This is a genomic window from Streptomyces sp. NPDC001220 (genome assembly GCF_053597895.1).
Window position 1 is genome coordinate 768,572 of the sequence record NZ_JBSFJE010000002.1, and the last position, 17,334, is coordinate 785,905.

General features: G+C 71.6%; 14 protein-coding genes and 1 rRNA gene. 7 read left to right on the forward strand and 8 right to left on the reverse strand.

Annotated features, from left to right (window positions below):
- Positions 1-162: 162 nt before the first annotated feature.
- Both ACWDGI_RS07965 and ACWDGI_RS07970 read left to right on the forward strand, forming a co-directional pair.
- The gene (locus ACWDGI_RS07965; protein WP_450756440.1) at positions 163-738 is read left to right on the forward strand and encodes a GNAT family N-acetyltransferase; all 576 of its coding nucleotides are present in this window, start codon (positions 163-165) and stop codon (positions 736-738) included.
- A 49-nt stretch (positions 739-787) separates the two neighbouring features.
- Positions 788-2,005: a winged helix-turn-helix domain-containing protein gene (locus ACWDGI_RS07970; protein WP_450756442.1), complete on the forward strand. Its 1,218-nt coding sequence runs from the start codon at positions 788-790 to the stop codon at positions 2,003-2,005.
- A 15-nt stretch (positions 2,006-2,020) separates the two neighbouring features.
- Here ACWDGI_RS07970 and ACWDGI_RS07975 read toward each other — a convergent pair whose 3' ends face one another.
- From ACWDGI_RS07975 to mtnA, 7 genes are all read right to left on the reverse strand, one after another.
- Positions 2,021-2,767, reverse strand: coding sequence for a response regulator (locus tag ACWDGI_RS07975; RefSeq protein WP_450756444.1), 747 nt, complete (start codon positions 2,765-2,767; stop codon positions 2,021-2,023).
- A gap of 206 nt (positions 2,768-2,973) precedes the next feature.
- Positions 2,974-3,666 carry a ribosome hibernation-promoting factor, HPF/YfiA family gene (gene hpf, locus ACWDGI_RS07980; protein WP_450756446.1) on the reverse strand — a complete coding sequence of 231 codons (693 nt, stop codon included), beginning with the start codon at positions 3,664-3,666 and terminating at the stop codon, positions 2,974-2,976.
- Positions 3,667-3,982: 316 nt separating this feature from the next.
- Complete coding sequence (locus tag ACWDGI_RS07985; RefSeq protein WP_450756448.1) at positions 3,983-5,074, reverse strand: ComF family protein; 1,092 nt, start codon at positions 5,072-5,074, stop codon at positions 3,983-3,985.
- 271 nt (positions 5,075-5,345) lie between these two features.
- The gene (locus ACWDGI_RS07990) at positions 5,346-7,184 is read right to left on the reverse strand and encodes an LpqB family beta-propeller domain-containing protein (RefSeq protein WP_450756450.1); all 1,839 of its coding nucleotides are present in this window, start codon (positions 7,182-7,184) and stop codon (positions 5,346-5,348) included.
- Between the two features lie 25 nt (positions 7,185-7,209).
- Positions 7,210-9,234, reverse strand: coding sequence for an MtrAB system histidine kinase MtrB (gene mtrB / locus ACWDGI_RS07995; protein ID WP_450756452.1), 2,025 nt, complete (start codon positions 9,232-9,234; stop codon positions 7,210-7,212).
- A 1-nt stretch (position 9,235) separates the two neighbouring features.
- Entirely contained in the window at positions 9,236-9,925 is a 690-nt protein-coding gene (gene mtrA, locus ACWDGI_RS08000) for a two-component system response regulator MtrA (RefSeq protein ID WP_015659998.1), read from the reverse strand.
- A 252-nt stretch (positions 9,926-10,177) separates the two neighbouring features.
- A complete protein-coding gene (gene mtnA, locus ACWDGI_RS08005) occupies positions 10,178-11,320 on the reverse strand; it encodes an S-methyl-5-thioribose-1-phosphate isomerase (RefSeq protein ID WP_450756533.1) in 1,143 nt (380 codons plus the stop codon).
- Positions 11,321-11,460: 140 nt separating this feature from the next.
- On the opposite strand from mtnA, the gene ACWDGI_RS08010 reads away from it, so the two are divergent.
- The 5 genes from ACWDGI_RS08010 to ACWDGI_RS08030 are packed head-to-tail and all read left to right on the forward strand — an operon-like array spanning position 11,461 to position 17,128.
- Complete coding sequence (locus tag ACWDGI_RS08010) at positions 11,461-12,846, forward strand: DUF7544 domain-containing protein (RefSeq protein ID WP_450756455.1); 1,386 nt, start codon at positions 11,461-11,463, stop codon at positions 12,844-12,846.
- 34 nt (positions 12,847-12,880) lie between these two features.
- On the forward strand, positions 12,881-13,636 hold the full coding sequence (locus tag ACWDGI_RS08015) for a DUF4129 domain-containing protein (RefSeq protein ID WP_450756457.1): 756 nt from the start codon (positions 12,881-12,883) through the stop codon (positions 13,634-13,636).
- Positions 13,633-14,829 carry a DUF4350 domain-containing protein gene (locus ACWDGI_RS08020; RefSeq protein ID WP_450756459.1) on the forward strand — a complete coding sequence of 399 codons (1,197 nt, stop codon included), beginning with the start codon at positions 13,633-13,635 and terminating at the stop codon, positions 14,827-14,829. Before ACWDGI_RS08015 ends, ACWDGI_RS08020 begins: the two co-directional genes overlap by 4 nt.
- Positions 14,829-15,818: an AAA family ATPase gene (locus ACWDGI_RS08025; RefSeq protein ID WP_450756535.1), complete on the forward strand. Its 990-nt coding sequence runs from the start codon at positions 14,829-14,831 to the stop codon at positions 15,816-15,818. Before ACWDGI_RS08020 ends, ACWDGI_RS08025 begins: the two co-directional genes overlap by 1 nt.
- Positions 15,818-17,128 (forward strand): DUF58 domain-containing protein, encoded by a 1,311-nt coding sequence (locus ACWDGI_RS08030; RefSeq protein ID WP_450756461.1) that lies wholly within the window; start codon positions 15,818-15,820, stop codon positions 17,126-17,128. The genes ACWDGI_RS08025 and ACWDGI_RS08030 overlap by 1 nt, the downstream gene beginning before the upstream one ends.
- 111 nt (positions 17,129-17,239) lie before the next feature.
- On the opposite strand, the gene rrf is transcribed toward ACWDGI_RS08030, so the two are convergent.
- Positions 17,240-17,334 (reverse strand): 5S ribosomal RNA (gene rrf, locus ACWDGI_RS08035); the annotation flags it as partial.

Genomic DNA, 17,334 nt, shown 5'->3' on the forward strand with positions numbered 1-17,334 from the left:
GTCGCCAGGTTGTTTTCCGCTTCATCTCCGCTTCGAAGATGACAACGGCCGGGGCATGCGGATAGTGCCGCATCCGCCGAGGAATTGCGCGAACCGTGATCACCCGGTCACGGAACGCGAAATGGATGGCGTGCCGGCCGCCGGGCCGAGCAGAATCGGCCGATGGAACCCGTCACGCTCACCACCCCCCGCCTGCTGCTGCGCACGGTCGGCCCGCAGGACACCGAAGCGGTGTACACGGCCGTCCAGGACCCGGACATCCAGCGCTGGACGACGATTCCCTCGCCCTACCTCCCGGAACACGCCCGGAGCTTCACGGAGCAAGTGGTCCCCGACGGCTGGTCCGAGGGTTCGATGTTCACCTTCGGTGTCTTCCTGCCGACCGGGGACCTGGCCGGGATGCTCGGCCTGACCATGCGCTCCCTGGGGACGGCCGAGGTGGGTTTCTGGGCCGCCAAGGAGCACCGCGGCCGCGGCCACATCACCGAGGCCACCCTCACGGTCGCCCGCTGGGGATTCACGCAGCTGGCGATCGACCGGGTCGAGTGGCGTGCCGAGGTCGGCAACCAGGGCTCCCGCGCGGTCGCGGTACGCGCCGGCTTCACCATCGAAGGCACCCTTCGCTCCGCCCTCAACAACAAGGGTGTGCGACGCGACTGCTGGGTGGGCTCCCTGCTGCCGTCGGACCTGGGCCTGCCCTCGGCCGCGCCGTATCTGCCGGACCCCTCGCAGGGATGAAACCCCAGGTCGCACCGGACTGTCAGTGCCACCCTCTATCGTCCGAGCCATGACGACCCTTCCGCGCCCCACCACCACCCTCTCGGCGGACGATGCCCGCCGTATCGCCCTGAGGGCACAGGGTTTCCTCGGCGCCCCCGACCGCCGCTCGGGCGTGCGGGGCGTGCTCCGCCACCTCGGCGCGGTCCAGCTCGACACCATCTCGGTCCTCGCCCGCTCCCATGAGCTCATCCCGTACGCCCGCCTCGGCGCCGTCGGCCGCAAGGCGGTCGAGGCCGCCTACTGGACGACAGAATCTCCCGGCGCGTCTCCGGCACGGCCCCACGCGTTCGAGTACTGGTCGCACGCGGCCTGCATCCTGCCCGTCGAGGAGTGGCCGCACTTCGCCTTCCGCCGCCGCGCCTACCGCGACCGCCCGCACTGGAGCCACGAACTCCCCGACGGCGCCTACGACCAGGTCATCAAGCAGCTGCGCACCGAAGGCCCGCTGACCGCCACGGAGTTGGGCGGCGCGAAGAAGACCAGCGAGTGGTGGGACTGGTCCGGCACCAAGGTCGCCGTGGAGCGCGCGCTGATGTACGGCGAGGTGGTGTGCGTCCAGCGGCGCGGCTGGAAGCGGGTGTACGACCTCGCCGAGCGCGCGGTTCCGGACACGTTGCTGCACGACGATCTGGACGACACCGAGTGCCTGCGCCGCCTGGTCCGGCTGGCCGGTCAGTCGCTGGGCGTCGGCACGCGCGCGGACATCGCCGACTACCACCGGCTCAAGGGCGAGCAGGTCGACGCGGTGATCGCCGACTCGGGCCTGGTCCCGGTCGAGGTGGAGGGCTGGTCCAAGCCGGCCTGGGCGGACCCGGCGGCCCTGGCCACACCCCCGCGCGGCCGGCACCGTACGACTCTGCTCTCCCCCTTCGACTCCCTGATCTGGGACCGGGCACGCACCGAGCGGATCTTCGGCTTCACCCACCGCCTGGAGGCGTACGTCCCGAAGCCAAAGCGGGTGTACGGCTACTACGCGATGCCGGTGCTGGCCGGCGGCCGCCTGGTGGGCCGGGTCGACCCGGCGCGTGAGGCCGGCGGCATCCTGGTGGCACGCCAGGTCACGCTGGACGGCCCGAAGGCGGTTCCGGCGGTGGCCGAGGCGCTCGTCGAAGCGGCGAGCTGGGTGAACTGCACGACGGTGCGCGTGGAGCGGGTGGACACCCCGGAGCTGCGCGAGCCGCTCGTCCGGGAGGTCACCCGCGCGCTGATGACCGCACTGCGCTGACCGGCGTCGGCGGGCTCAGCGGATCTCCAGGATCTTCTCCCGCATCGCGTAGACCACCGCCTCCATCCTGGAGTGCAGCTGCAGCTTCTCCAGGATGTTGCGCACATGGTTCTTCACGGTGTTCTCGGAGATGAACAACTCCTTCGCGATATCGCGGTTGTTCATGCCCGTGGCGACGAGTTTGAGTACTTCCAGTTCTCGGTCGGTGAGCCGTGGCGCCGGCACCAGTCGGCGCTCGTCGGTGCGCTGGATCATCGACTTGAACTCGGTGAGGAGTTTCGACGCCATGGAAGGGCTGATCTGCGACTGCCCGTCGGCCACCGCGCGAATGGCGGTGGCCACCTCGTCCGTCGAGATCTCCTTGAGGAGATATCCGGTCGCGCCCGCCTTGATCGCCTCGTAGAGATCGGCCTCTTCGTCGCTGATCGTCAGCATGATGATCTTCGCACTGGGCGCGACCTCCTTGATGGAGGTGCAGGCCTCGATACCACCGCGTTTGGGCATCCGGACATCCATCAGCACGATGTCCGGCAGCAGGTCGGCGGCCTTGTCGACGGCCTCGGCACCGTCCCCCGCCTCGCCGACGACCTGGATGTCCTCCTCGGCGGCGAGCACGATCTCCAGACCGCGGCGGAAAAGGGCATGGTCGTCCACGACAAGGACTCTGATCGGTTCCTTGCGCGAAGTGCCCTCCGCGTCCGGGCCCAGGCCGACGACGCCGCCGTCGGCATCGTCCTGCATCGGTCCGAAGCTGTCCGCCATCGTTCCTCCCCCTGAAGGCTGTGGCCTGTGGTGCTGTGCCATCGCCAACCCAAGGCAGCGGCCCATCGGTTGGACCGCTGCGGCCATGATTCCATGCCCAGGCGGCAACGCGGAGACAGAGCGGGGCGCGAAGTGGTCGCACACCGGTGCCCCCGGGGGCGCACACACGCTTCCAGGGGCACAGGCTCAGCTGCCGGGCGGGCGGGTCAGCCGCCCAGCGTGCCTCCCGCCGCCGGGGGTTGCGCCTGGGCGACCATCGGGTCCGTGCTGAGGTGGATGACGCCGTAGTCGTACGCGTGCCGCCGGTAGACGACGCTCGGCTCCTTGGTCTCGGAGTCGACGAACAGGTAGAAGTCGTGTCCGACCAGTTCCATCTCGTAGAGGGCCTGGTCGAGGCTCATCGGGGAGGCGACGTGGGTCTTCTCGCGGACGATGAGGGGGCCTTCACCCTTCACCTCCAGGGAACCGATCTTCCTGGTGGGCACACCGTCGGGCTCTTCCGCCCGGACGGGGCTGCCGTTGCCGTTGAGCGTCGCCGCGTCCGGGACGTGGTCGGGGACCTCGGCGGCCGAGATCCGCTGTGCGCCACGACGCGAGAACCGCTTGTCGTGCTGCTTGCGCAGCCGCGCGTCCAGCTTCTCCGCCGCCAGGTCGAGTGCCGCGTACGGGTCGCTGGCCGCTGCCTCCGCCCGGATCACCGGACCGCGGGAGCGGAGCGTGATCTCCACTCGGTCGCAACGGTCGGCCTGTCGGGGGTTGGGCTCCTTGGACACCTCCACGTCGAGGCTGATCACCTTGCCGTCGAGCTTCTGGATCTTCTCCAGCTTCAGCTTCTCGGCCACGTGCTTGCGGAACCGCTCGGGCACCTCGGTCTTGCGGCCCTTGACGACGATGTCCACGCAGAACTCCGTTCCCGGAGCGCTCCGCTTCACTGGCGGAGCATCTCCCTTTTTGCACCCGACTCCGGGGAACCCCGGAGCCTCGGACTCGGCGACTTCACCTCCTCCTCCCCCATGGGCAAGATCTGCACCCCGGCACCGCGATGATTACGGAAAACCCGCGGCACGGCATTCGGATACGGGAGGCACGGCCTGCGGCTTTCTCCCTCACAACCGAACATATCTCGCCCGGACGGATGTCGTCACCCTCTACTGATGCGTACCTCCATTCAGGTGAATTGGCCCGGTCACTACCTGCAACGATGAGCGTTCGCAGTCAGTTCCGGTTCTTTTCGAAAGAATCCGGTGCGGCCGCGACCACAGCCGCACGGATCGGCCATGCGAGGGAGTTCCCCTCGGCCATTCCCGGTGCGTCCCGTGTCCACCTCGCTCGTTCTTCCCTGGGTCCGGCCGTCCGTTCCTCCCTTCCTTCCCAAGCCGCGCGCCGATACACAGCCGTTGTCTCCTCTCCTGCCCCGCCGGGCCCCATCGCCTCCCCCACCGCACGCGCCGCCTCCGCGAGGGTTGCGCCGGTCGTGACGAGGTCGTCGACGAGGACGACACGGCCACCCGCGAGCAGCCTGGCGCCGCCGGCCGTCACCTCCAGTGCGCCGTCGACGTTCACCAGCCGCTGCCGGGAGTTGAGCCCCGACTGGTCGGCCACAGCGCGTCGCTGCCGTAGCACCGGCACGACCCGGGCCGAGACCCCGGTGCGCCGCAAATCCGTGGCCGCCGCGAGGGCGATCCGGCGCACCGGATCGTGTCCTCGCGCCCGCACGGCCCACGGCGCGGAGGGCACCGGCACGAGCAGCACGGGGCCGCCGACCCGGGCACCACCGCTCCCGTCACCGGCCCCGGTCGTCAGGCCACCGTTCCCGCCGCCGTTCCCGCCGCCGACGCCGCCGTTCCCGCCGCCGACGTCGCCGGTCGCGCCGCCCGTCGCGTCCTCCGTACCGCCCGTCGCGCCGTCGGCATCGCCCGTCGCGCCGTCGGCCATCACGCCGTCGGCCCAGGACGTCACGGTCCGGACGGTCCGGACGGTCCTGGCCGTCCTGGCCGTCCGCGCCGTTCGGCTCTCCCGGAGCCCGGCCCGTACCGCTCCCGCCAGGGCCGCGCCCAGGGCCCCGGCGAGCGCCAGCGCGCCCCGTTCCTTGTGGGCGAGGAGAGCCGCCCGTACCTCGTCCGCGTAAGGCGCCGCCGCGTACACCGCCGGCAGCCCGGGCGGCTCCGGCACCGGTCGCACCCGGCGCGGTACGGCCCCGTTCAGGGCGGCACGGCACTCGGCACAGAGCACCGTGCGAGGCGTACCGCAGCCTCCGCACTCGGCCGGGAGCACCAGGTCGGTGAGGTCCTGCCACCACCCCCGCATGTGCCCACTGTGCCAACGGCCGGCCGCCCCGGCCACCCCTGTGGACAACTGCCTGTGGACAACTCCGTGCGGACACAGACAACGCGTCACCCACACGGGTGAGGAGACCAGTGTTCCACCCGAGAACGGTCGCCCTGGGCACACAACACCGGCGCTCCGCACAAGGTCGTCCCGGCCGGCCGCACGGACAACGAGCGCCCCGACCGAACAGGACGGCCGCCCCGCCGGCTCCACGCCGGGCCGGGACGGCCGCTCTTACGCCGCTCCGGGCTCAGCCCGGATAGACCGGCGCCGACCCGTCCTTGACCACCTTCTGCCACTGCTCCCCGGACGGCAGCCGGACGATCCCGTCGTCCTTCGAGCGGGCCACCAGCGGTACCCGGTCGTCCTCGGACGCGGCGATCGCCAGGACACCCGTGAGGGCCGCGGGCGCGAGCCCGTCCGGCGTGGAGCCGTCGACCTGGACGTACCGCGTCTGCTGCACGCCGCCCTGCTCGCGCCCGACCACCACGAGCCGGCTGTCCCCAGCCCAGGACATCGCGGTGACCTCCTCGGAGCCAGGAGTGGCGGAACGCAGTTCGAGGACCGAAACCTCCTGCTGGTCATCGGACTTGGTGCGCTCGATCCGCCCCACGAACAGCGACTGCTTGCCGTCCTTCTCCACGACGAGCGCGATCCGCACCCCGTCGGCGGCGACCCGCACGTCCTCGATACGGCCGTTCAGCTCGGGGATCTGCACCGCCAGCGGCTGGCCGACGCCCTGCGCCAGCATGTACAGCTGCGGCTTGGCGGGATCCCGGTCGGCCACCCACAGGTCGCCCCGGGCGTCCCAGCTCGGCGCCGTCAGCCGGTCGCCCTCGGTCGCTCCGTGGCTGGTCAGCACGGCGTCGCCCAGCGAACCGTCCGACGCGAGCGAGGCGACGTACAGGGACTTGGCGTCGCCGGTGACCCCGGCCGCGGTCCGCTCGTCGCGGGCCACCGCCACCGACCGCAGCGACTTGGTGCCCGCGCCGAACGGGCCCGGCACGGCCACCGCGCTGGTGCCGGTACCGCCGGTCGTCATCCGCACCAGCCGGTGCTTGCCGTCGAGGAAGTACAGGTAGTCGGGCCGCTTGGCGGACGGGCGCCAGGCGGTGGCCTCGGCCTGATCCTCGGTGACGTCGCACATCCGGCCGCCGTTGACGGACTGCAGCGCGACCGATTCCACGGTGGGCGTCAGGCTCCGCAGCGTGAACAGCAACTGGGTCGCCATCTCGGTGCACTTGGCCGACCCGATCCGGGACGCCTTGACGTTCAGCGGCACCGTGACCTGGTTCTGGTCGTCCGGTGTCAGCCCGGACACACCCTTCTTCAGCGCCGTGCCGGTCGGGAAACTCGACCGGACCACCGGGCCGAGCCAGGTGGTGGGGCCCTTGATCAGCGAACGCACCAGCTGGGTCGTCGGATCCACCGGGCTGCGGACGAAGACCGGATCGGCGACCGCCACCGGCTGCCCGGTCTCCCCGGCCGACGTGTCCGAGGCGAAGTAGTACTTGTTGACGGACGTGTAGTTGCGCTGGAAGTCGGACTTGCCCATCACGACGCCCTGCGGCAGCGCGTCGATCCGCCACTGCCCGCTCTTCGCGTCCTTCGTCAGATGCACCGTCCGCTGGTACGCCCCGGCGGCGGGCGTGTACGCCTGCTGCGCGTCGACCGTGGCCACCCGGCTGCCCTGCAGCGAGTAGGTGATGCTGTCCGTGCCGTCCCGGCCGGCCGGGCGCGGGTCGGTCTGGATGCTCGGCCCGTTCGCCAGCACCGTCGCCTGCGACTCCGGCCGCCAGGAATTCGCGGCGGCCGTGCTCAGATACTTGCGCGCCGTGTCGTAGCGCGGATCGTCGCTGGTCAGAGCCTCCAGGAAGCCCTGGACGATCTCGGTGGAGGAGGCGTCCTGCTGGGGCGGCATGGCGAACACCCGCACCTGCGTGTCCTGCCGGGGCGTGGACTCGACATCCCGCAGGTCGCCGCTGTCCGGCATGGACGCACAGCCCGCCAGCAGTACGGCCCCGCAGGCGGCGTACGCCACCGCGCGCACCGGTCCGGGCCGCGCGCCCCCCTCGCGGTCAGCGACCACGAAATGCCTCCCCTGGCTTGTTCGACTAGACCGGCCCACCAACGCTCCCGTCGTCCGCCGGGCCGGTCCCCGGCGTACCCTCCTGGCGCCGCGCGCCCCCGCTGGGCCTCGGCACCACCCGCGCTCCGCTGCCGGGCAGCGCGGTGGGGTCGGCGGTCGGGGCCACGGTGGCCATCCGCTGTGTCATGGGAGTGAGCGCCGCCCCCTGTCCGCCGCCGGACTGCACCGGCACGGTGGCCCGCTTGTCCTCGCCGCCGCTCGGCAGACCGGCGTCACCAAGACCCCGGTTGCGCCGGGAGTCCTTGGGTTCCAGGGGTATCGGCGAGCCTCGCAGCGGCTCGTCAGCGGTCCTCGGCAGCGTCAGCCGGAACTGCGAACCGCCACCCGGTTCCCCCCACGCCTGCAGCCAGCCGCCGTGCAGCCGCGCGTCCTCCAGGGCGATCGACAGCCCCAGGCCCGTACCGCCGGTGGTACGCGCGCGTGCCGGGTCCGCCCGCCAGAAGCGGCTGAAGACCCGGGTCGCCTCGCCGGGCTTGAGCCCGACGCCGTAGTCGCGCACCGCGATCGCGACCGCCCCGCCGGCCGACGCCAGCTTCACGACCACGTCCTTGCCCTCGCCGTGCTCCACGGCGTTGACCACCAGGTTGCGCAGCACCCGCTCCACGCGCCGGGCGTCCGCCTCGGCGACCACGGGCTGCAGGTCGCCGAGCACACGTATGTGCGTGCCCTTGCGCTCCGCGAGCGGCGCGGCCCCGCTGACCACCCGCCGTACGACCTCCCTGAGGTCTATCGGCTCGGCCTCCAGCGCCGCCGCGCCCGCGTCGAACCGGCTGATCTCCAGCAGGTCGGCGAGGAGCGACTCGAACCGGTCCAGCTGGTCGGCGAGGAGCTCCGCGGACCGCGCGGTCACCGGGTCGAAGTCCTCGCGCGCCTCATGGATGACGTCGGCCGCCATCCGCACGGTCGTCAACGGCGTACGCAGCTCGTGCGACACGTCCGACACGAACCGGCGCTGCATCCGCGACAGGTCCTCCAGCTGCTGGATCTTCAGCTGGAGGTTCTGCGCCATCTTGTTGAAGGCCTCGCCGAGCCGCGCGATGTCGTCCTCGCCGGTGACCTTCATCCGCTCCTGGAGCCGCCCGGCGGACAGCCGCTCGGCGATCCCGGCCGCCATCCGCACCGGCGTGACGACCTGCCGAACCACCAGCCAGGCGATGGCCCCGAGCAGTACGACCACGAAGAGCCCCGCGGTCGCGAGCGTGCCCTTGACCAGGCTGAGGGACTTCTCCTCCTGGGTGAGCGGGAAGAGGTAGTACAACTCGTACGGGTCGCCGTTCGGGTCGTTGACCTGCTTGCCGATGACCAGGGCGGGCTGCGACTCCTTGTCGCTGTCCTTGTAGACGATCCGCGTGTAGCTCTGCGCGGCCGTCATGTTGGCGTTGATCCGCGTGCGCAGGTCGTCGGGCACGCTGGACGTCGGGTCGACCTGGCCGGAGGCGCGCGGTCCGCGCCCGCCGCCGCTGTTGTCGCCCGCGGGCAGCGTCACCACGTCGAAGGCGCCCTGACCACCGCTGGAGAGGGACTCGACGAGGTCGCTCATCCACGGGGTGAGGTTCTGCGACTGCCGTCCGTCCGCCGACACGGCGGTGTCACCGGTGCCGACCGCGGCCTCGTCGGCCTTCTGCTTGGCCACCGCGAAACCGCCGGTGGCCTGGCTCTGCGAGGCCTTCACCTTGGCGTCCAGCAGGCCGTTGCGCACCTGCCCGATGACGACGAATCCGAGCAGCAGAACGACGCCCAGCGACATCAGCAGGGTGGTGACGACGACCTTGAGCTGGATGTTGCGCCGCCACAGCCGCATGACCGGCAGCAGCGGCCGTCGCACCCAGCGCATGAACAGCCGCAGCACCGGGCTGCCCTGGACCCCGCCCTGCAGCAAGCCGCCCTCGAGGAGCAGCGCCCAGCGCGAACGGGGCCTCTTTCCGCCGACAGGCCGCTGCGGACGGTCCCCGGACCGGCCGGGGGCCGAAGCGGCACTGTCCCCGGACATGTCAGCTCGGTCCGGCCTTGTATCCGACACCACGGACGGTCACCACGATCTCCGGCCGCTCCGGGTCCTTCTCGACCTTGGAGCGCAGCCGCTGGACGTGAACGTTGACGAGACGGGTGTCCGCCGCGTGCCGGTAGCCCCAGACCTGTTCCAGGAGCACCTCACGCGTGAACACCTGCCACGGCTTGCGGGCGAGCGCGACCAGCAGGTCGAACTCCAGCGGGGTCAGCGCGATCGACTGCCCGTCCCGCTTCACCGAGTGCCCGGCCACGTCGATGACCAGGTCACCTATGGCGAGCTGCTCCGGCGCCGGCTCCTCGGACCTCCGCAGCCTGGCCCGGATCCGGGCGACCAGCTCCTTCGGCTTGAACGGCTTCACGATGTAGTCGTCCGCGCCCGACTCCAGGCCCACGACCACATCGACGGTGTCGCTCTTCGCCGTGAGCATCACGATCGGCACCCCGGACTCCGCCCTGATCAGACGGCACACCTCGATACCGTCCCGACCGGGCAGCATCAGGTCCAGCAGCACCAGATCGGGCTTGGTCTCACGGAAAGCGGCCAGCGCCTTGTCGCCGTCGGCTACGAAAGACGGCTCAAAACCTTCACCACGCAACACAATGCCGAGCATCTCGGCCAGTGCGGTGTCGTCGTCGACGACAAGGACTCGTCCCTTCATAAACGACATCATCCCATTCTCATAACAGTGAAGGTTGCGCAGGTGACCAGGGTCACCGGCCAGTGACGATAGCCGCAGGGGGCCGTCACTGTCTGCCCCCGCCCGCCGACGTCGATGTCAGCGAGGGATGCCGACCCGTTCGCAGACGGGCAACCGGCTGACGGGGCAGCCCACGGATGTCGCCCTCTGATGGCACGGCCCCTTCGTCTGCGAATCGCCACAGGTCGAGGGGCCGCTGCCGTCGGTCGGGCCGCCATCGTCCGGTCAGCTGATCGTGACCTGGCGGGACCTGGCACACAGCCCGGCAAGGGCCTCGGCCGTCACGGGCGAAACGGCGCCCTCCTCGGTGACGATCGCCGTCACCAACTCGGGCGGCGTCACGTCGAACGCCGGGTTGTACGCCTGGGTCCCCAGAGGCGCCACCGGAATCCCGCCACCCGCTCCCGTGATCGGCACCTGCGGTGCTGTGACCTCGGTCACCTCATATCCGGGACGCTGTTCGACCTCGATGGACGCACCGTCCGGCGTCTCCAGATCCACCGTCGTCACCGGCGCCACCACGATGAACGGCACGTGGTGGTACCGGGCCAGCACCGCGAGCGGATAGCTCCCCACCTTGTTCGCCACCGAGCCGTCGGCCGCGATCCGGTCCGCCCCGATCAGCACCGCGTCCACCTCCCCCGCAGCGAACAGCGAACCGGCCGCGTTGTCGGTGAGCAAGGTGTACGCCATGCCGCTGCGAGCCGCCTCGTAGGCCGTCAGACGAGCGCCTTGCAGCAACGGACGCGTTTCGTCCACCCAGAGCCGCCGCAGCCGCCCCACACGATGCGCCTCGAGGGCCACCGCGAACGCCGTCCCCTCGCCTCCCGACACCAGCGACCCGGTGTTGCAGTGCGTCAGGATCCGATGCCCTCCGCCCGGCAGCAACTCGTCCAGCAGCGCCAGACCGTGCCCCGCCATCCGGGCGCTGGCCTCGGCGTCCTCCCGGTGCAACGCCCGTGCGGCAACCAGTGCCGCCACGGCCGCAGCCCCGCTGTCACCGCTCTTGGCCAGAGCCGACCGGTAGGCCGAAGCGGCCCTGCGCACCCCGACGGAAAGATTCACGGCCGTCGGCCGGGCACCCGCCAGCGCCACCGCGGCCTCGTCCACGTCGAAACCCCGCACGGCGGCGAGCGCGACGCCGTACGCCCCCGCTATCCCGAGCAGCGGCGCCCCGCGCACCGCGAGCGTCCGGATCGCCTCCACCAGCGCGGACGCATCCGTGCACACCAGCTCGACCTCCTCGGCCGGCAGTCTGGTCTGGTCAAGAAGGACCACTACGGGGCCCTCGGGCGGCTCCTCCCACCGGATCACGGGCATTCCTGTCGGCCGCTTGTCCTCGCCGGTTTGCGCGTACTGATCAGCCATGCGGTCAGTCTGCCCCGTATCCGGCGGACAATTGAAGGTGCGGAGCCTGTACCGCGGCAGGTCACTGGGTGACCACCCCATGGCACGATGGCAGCCAACCTGCCACCGCGACCGCGGACGGGCACCGTGAAGGAGCTTCGATGAACGACACTCCGGGCTGGGCCTCGCCCGGATCCGCCCCGTCCGACGGGCGGGAACCCGGCGCGTCCGCCCCTGCCGACCGCCCCGTCCCCGCAGGCCCTGCCGAGCAGCCCACCGATCAACCGGGCACGGACCCACAGGGCTCCGGCCCGAAGTGGTCCAAGGACCAGCCCCCGCCCGGCCAGTGGTCCGCGCCCACGGGCGCCCCGGCACCAGGCCAGGCACCGCCGCCCCCGCCCCCCGGTCCCGGCTGGGGCAGCCAGCCCCCCGGCGGCTACGGAGGCTACGGCGGCCCCGGTGGACCCGGCGGTTACGGCGGCCCGCCCGGCGGATACGGTCCGCCCGGCGGATACGGAGCCTGGGGCGGCGGCTGGGGTGGCCCTCCACCCGCCGCCAAGCCCGGCGTGATCCCGCTGCGCCCGCTCGGCGTCGGCGAGATCCTCGACGGCGCCGTCTCCACGATGCGCACCTACTGGCGCACGGTCCTCGGCATCTCGCTGACGGTCGCCGTCGTCACCCAGGTCGCGGTGATCCTCCTCCAGGGCCTGGTCCTCAACGACGCCGAGACCACCGACACCCTCAACGACCCGAGCGCCTCCTTCAGCGAGGTGGCCCGCGCCGCGGGCGAGGTCACGGCCAGCTCGGGCGCCGTCCTGCTCATCACACTGGTCGGCACCATCATCGCGACGGCCCTGCTGACCACCGTCACCAGCCGCGCCGTGCTCGGCAAGTCCGTGACCACCCGCGAGGCCTGGCGCGACGCGCGCCCGCAGGTCGTCAAGCTGTTCGGCCTCATCGTCCTGATGGGACTCATCGCGGTCGGCGTCCTGCTCGTCGGCGCACTGCCCGGCATCGTCGTCGCGATCGCCGGCGGCCCCGGCGGCGCCATCGCCGCACTGCTCGTCGTGGGCATCCTCGCGGGTGGCGTCGTCACCCTCTGGCTGATGATCCGCTTCGCCCTGGCCTCCCCCGCCCTGATGCTGGAGAAGCAGGGCATCACGAAGTCGCTGGGACGCTCCGTCAAGCTGGTCCGCGGCTCCTGGTGGCGGGTCTTCGGCATCCAGATCCTGGCGACGATCATCGCCAACATCGTCTCCTCGATCGCCGTCATCCCCTTCGCCGTAGGCGCCGCCATCCTCAGCGGCGACGGCTTCTCCGGCTTCCTGGACAGCACCAACTCCAACGTCGGCTGGACGTTCCTCATCGTCAGCGGCATCGGCTCGGTGATCGGCTCCATGCTCACCTTCCCGATCAACGCCGGCGTCACCGTGCTCCTCTACATCGACCAGCGCATCCGCCGCGAGGCCCTCGACCTCGAACTGGCCCGCGCCGCCGGTGTCGAGAACTACGGCACCAGCACCCCCGGCACCGTCCCGGGGAGCTGATGCGGTGAGTCCGACGGGGGGAGTTCTCACAGCGGTGCCCGCGGCCCTGCCGCGCGCCGCCGGCGAGGCCGTACGCGGCCTGCTACGGGCCCGGGAGACGGCCCTGCTGTCGCTGTCCGGCTCGGGCGACGAGCCGCCCGTGACGATCCCGCGCGACCCCGCGCGGGAGGCGGCACGGCATGAGCTGTCCAAGCGGATGTACCACGAGAACGACCCCGGGCTGTTCCAGCGCGCCCTGAACGCCTTCCTGGACTGGGTCGACCGCCTGCTCTCCGCCGCCGCGTCCGCGACGCCCGGGGGCACGCTGGGCCTCGTCGTCGTGGTCCTGGCCGTCGTCGCCGTCCTCGGCGCCCTGTGGTGGCGCCTGGGCACCCCACGCCGCCGGCCCGTCTCCGCCGCCGCCCTGTTCGACGACCGCCCCCGCAGCGCCGCCGAACACCGCGCGGCCGCCGAGGCACACGCCGCCCAGGGCCACTGGAACCAGGCCCTCCAGGAACGCATGCGGGCCGTCGTCCGCGCCCTGGAGGAACGCGCCCTGCTCGACGTCCGCCCGGGCCGCACCGCCGACGAGGCCGCCGCCGAAGCCGGCCGCGTGCTGCCCGCCCACACGGACCGGCTGCGCGCCGCCGCCCGGGACTTCGACGACGTGACGTACGGCGGCCGCAGGGCGACCCAGGCGTCGTACGAGCGCATCGCCGAACTCGACCGCGACCTGGAACGCGCCAAACCAATGCTCGCCAGCAGTACCCCGAGCACCGCCCACAACACCCGCCAGGGGGCCGCCGAATGACCACCGGCGTAGCCCTTCCGCCCACCTCCACCGCGCCCACCACCCGCCAGGTGTGGACCCGGACCCGGGGCATCGTCCTCGCCGTGGTGCTCCTGCTGGCCGGTGCCGTGGCCATCGCAGTCGTCCGCTCCGACAGCAGGCACGGAGACCTCGACCCGCGCTCCGCCGACCCCTACGGCAGCCGCGCCGTCGCCGAACTCCTCGCCGACCGGGGCGTGTCCACGCGCGTGGTCACCACCCTTGCCGAGGCCCGGGCCGCGGCCGGCCGCGACACCACCCTGCTCGTCGCCGTCCCCGATCTGCTCACCCCGGGTCAGCAGTCCCAACTTCGGGTGGCGACCGCCGGGTCGGGCGGCCGCACGATCCTGGTCGCGGCCGGCGGCACGTCCGTCGAACGGCTCGCCCCCGGCGTCACCGCCGATCCCGCCACCAGCCTGAAGTCCACGCTCGATCCCCACTGCGGCCTGGCCGAGGCCCGCCGCGCGGGCAGCGCCGACACCGGTGGCATCCGCTACACCACCACCCACCTCGACGCCGACTCCTGCTACCCCAGCCAGCGTCTGGCCACGCTGATCCGCGTGCCCGCGGCCTCCGGAGGCGGCGACACCATCGTCCTCGGCGCGCCCGACATCCTGCTCAACGACCGGCTCGACGAACAGGGCAACGCCTCGCTCGCCCTCCAACTCCTCGGGTCCCGCCACCATCTCGTCTGGTACCTCCCCTCGCTCTCAGACGCCTCGGCCGCCGGTACGGGCGACCAGAAGTCCCTGTTCGACCTGCTCCCCTCCGGCTGGCTCTGGGGCACACTCCAGCTCTTCTTCGCGGCGGTCCTGGCCGCCTTCTGGCGGGCACGCCGACTGGGCCCTCTGGTACCCGAGAAACTCCCCGTGGCGATCCGCGCCTCCGAAACCGTCGAAGGCCGCGCCCGCCTCTACCGCAAAGCCAACGCCCGCGACCGCGCGGCCGCCGCTCTTCGCTCCACCGCTCGCACCCGCCTCGCCCCCCTCGTCGGCGTCCCCGTCTCCCAGGCGGACGCGCCCGAAGCCTTGCTCCCCGCCCTCTCCGCCCACCTCCACGGCGACGGCCAGGCCCTGCATTCCCTCCTCTTCGGACCGCCGCCCGGCGACGACACGGCCCTCGTCGCCCTCACCGACCAACTCGACGCCCTCGAAAGAGAGGTACGCCGTCCATGATGGACCCGACCACCGACAACGCCGGGAACACCGGGAACCCGGCCGACGCCCGAGCCTCCCTGGAGGCCCTGCGCGCCGAGATCGCCAAAGCCGTGGTCGGCCAGGACCCCGCCGTGACCGGCCTCGTCGTCGCTCTCCTCTGCCGCGGACACGTACTACTAGAAGGAGTCCCCGGAGTCGCGAAAACGTTGCTCGTGCGCGCCCTCGCCTCCGCACTCGAACTGGAGACCAAGCGCGTCCAGTTCACCCCCGACCTCATGCCCAGCGACATCACGGGCTCCCTCGTCTACGACACCCGCACCGCCGAGTTCTCCTTCCAGGCCGGACCGGTCTTCACCAACCTCCTCCTCGCGGACGAGATCAACCGCACCCCGCCCAAGACCCAGTCGTCCCTCCTCGAAGCCATGGAGGAACGCCAGGTCACGGTGGACGGCACACCGCGCCCGCTCCCTGACCCGTTCCTGGTCGCCGCGACCCAGAACCCGGTCGAGTACGAGGGCACGTACCCCCTCCCCGAAGCCCAACTCGACCGCTTCCTGCTCAAACTGACGATCCCTCTCCCCTCCCGCCAGGACGAGATCGACGTCCTCACCCGCCATGCCGAGGGCTTCAACCCGCGCGACCTGCGCGCCGCCGGCGTACGCCCCGTGGCCGGCCCCGCCGACCTCGAAGCCGCCCGCGCCGCGGTCGCCAAGACGGCCGTCTCCCCCGAGATCACCGCATACGTGGTGGACATCTGCCGTGCCACCCGCGAGTCGCCGTCCCTCACCCTCGGCGTATCCCCGCGCGGCGCCACCGCACTTCTTGCCACCTCGCGCGCCTGGGCGTGGCTGACCGGCCGCGACTACGTCATCCCCGACGACGTCAAGGCCCTCGCCCTGCCCACCCTCCGCCACCGCGTCCAACTCCGCCCCGAGGCCGAGATGGAGGGCGTGACGGCCGACTCCGTCATCAACGCGATCCTCGCCCACGTCCCGGTCCCCCGCTGATGCCTCTCACCGGACGCGCCGCCCTCCTGGCGGCCATCGGATCGATCCCCATCGGCATCTGGGAACCGAGCTGGACGGGCTTCCTCGCCGTCAACGGCCCGCTCGCCCTGGCCTGTGCCTGCGACTTCACCCTGGCCGCTCCGGTACGGCGCCTGGTGCTTTCCCGCTCCGGCGACACGTCCGCGCGCCTCGGGGAGACCGCCGACATCACGCTGACCGTGACCAACCCGTCCGGTCGCACTCTCCGGGCCCGGCTCAGGGACGGCTGGCCGCCGAGCAGTTGGGAGCCCGGGTCGGAGATCGAAGCTTCCCGCCACCACTTCACCGTCCCACCGGGCGAACGGCGGCGCGTGACGACCCGTCTGCGCCCCACCCGCCGTGGCGACCGCCAGGCAGACCGCGTCACCATCCGCTCATACGGCCCCCTGGGGCTGTTCTCCCGCCAGGGCGGCCACAAGGTGCCCTGGACCGTACGGGTTCTGCCCCCGTTCACCAGCCGCAAGCACCTGCCGTCGAAACTCGCCCGATTGCGTGAACTCGACGGCCGCACCAGCGTCCTGACCCGCGGCGAGGGCACCGAATTCGACAGCCTGCGTGAGTACGTTCCCGGCGACGACACCCGTTCCATCGACTGGCGAGCCACGGCCCGGCAGTCGGCGGTCGCCGTACGCACCTGGCGTCCCGAACGTGACCGGCACATCCTCTTGGTCCTCGACACCGGACGCACCTCCGCCGGCCGTGTCGGCGACGCACCACGCCTGGACGCCTCGATGGACGCGGCACTCCTCCTCGGCGCCCTCGCCTCCCGCGCGGGCGACCGCGTGGATCTGCTCGCCTACGACCGTCGGGTCCGTGCCCTCGTCCAGGGCCGCTCCGCAGGCGACGTCCTCCCATCCCTGGTCAACGCGATGGCCACACTGGAACCGGAGCTCGTCGAGACGGACGCGCGCGGACTCACGGCCACGGCGCTCCGTACGGCTCCACGCCGTTCCCTGATCGTCCTTCTGACGACGCTCGACGCGGCGCCGGTCGAACAGGGTCTGCTTCCCGTGCTCTCCCAGCTGACCCAGCGCCATACGGTTCTGCTCGCTTCTGTGGCCGACCCGCATGTCGCCCGAATGGCGACGGCACGCGGAAACGCCGACGCGGTGTACGAGGCGGCGGCGGCAGCACAGGCGCAGAGCGAACGGCACCGCACGGCGGAGCAACTCCGTCGGCACGGTGTGACGGTTGTGGACGCGACGCCTGAAGATCTCGCTCCCGCGCTGGCCGACGCATACCTGGCCTTGAAAGCGGCGGGCCGGCTCTGAAACTTACGGCAGGCCCGCCGGCGGGCCTGCCAATTTCCCCCACGAATAAAAAAGCGCCTAAAACGCGAAAGAGCCCCACACCGCGAGGTGTGGGGCTCTTTCTCAAAATTCGTTCGGCGGTGTCCTACTCTCCCACAGGGTCCCCCCTGCAGTACCATCGGCGCTGTAAGGCTTAGCTTCCGGGTTCGGAATGTAACCGGGCGTTT

Coding starts and splice junctions, on each gene's coding strand:
- ACWDGI_RS07975 (WP_450756444.1), bottom strand. CDS start 2,767: ATGGCGGACAGCTTCGGACCGATGCAGGACGATGCCGACGGCGGCGTC.
- ACWDGI_RS07970 (WP_450756442.1), top strand. CDS start 788: ATGACGACCCTTCCGCGCCCCACCACCACCCTCTCGGCGGACGATGCC.
- ACWDGI_RS08030 (WP_450756461.1), top strand. CDS start 15,818: ATGCCTCTCACCGGACGCGCCGCCCTCCTGGCGGCCATCGGATCGATC.
- mtrB (WP_450756452.1), bottom strand. CDS start 9,234: ATGTCCGGGGACAGTGCCGCTTCGGCCCCCGGCCGGTCCGGGGACCGT.
- mtrA (WP_015659998.1), bottom strand. CDS start 9,925: ATGATGTCGTTTATGAAGGGACGAGTCCTTGTCGTCGACGACGACACC.
- ACWDGI_RS07965 (WP_450756440.1), top strand. CDS start 163: ATGGAACCCGTCACGCTCACCACCCCCCGCCTGCTGCTGCGCACGGTC.
- mtnA (WP_450756533.1), bottom strand. CDS start 11,320: ATGGCTGATCAGTACGCGCAAACCGGCGAGGACAAGCGGCCGACAGGA.
- ACWDGI_RS08010 (WP_450756455.1), top strand. CDS start 11,461: ATGAACGACACTCCGGGCTGGGCCTCGCCCGGATCCGCCCCGTCCGAC.
- ACWDGI_RS08020 (WP_450756459.1), top strand. CDS start 13,633: ATGACCACCGGCGTAGCCCTTCCGCCCACCTCCACCGCGCCCACCACC.
- ACWDGI_RS08025 (WP_450756535.1), top strand. CDS start 14,829: ATGGACCCGACCACCGACAACGCCGGGAACACCGGGAACCCGGCCGAC.
- ACWDGI_RS07985 (WP_450756448.1), bottom strand. CDS start 5,074: ATGCGGGGGTGGTGGCAGGACCTCACCGACCTGGTGCTCCCGGCCGAG.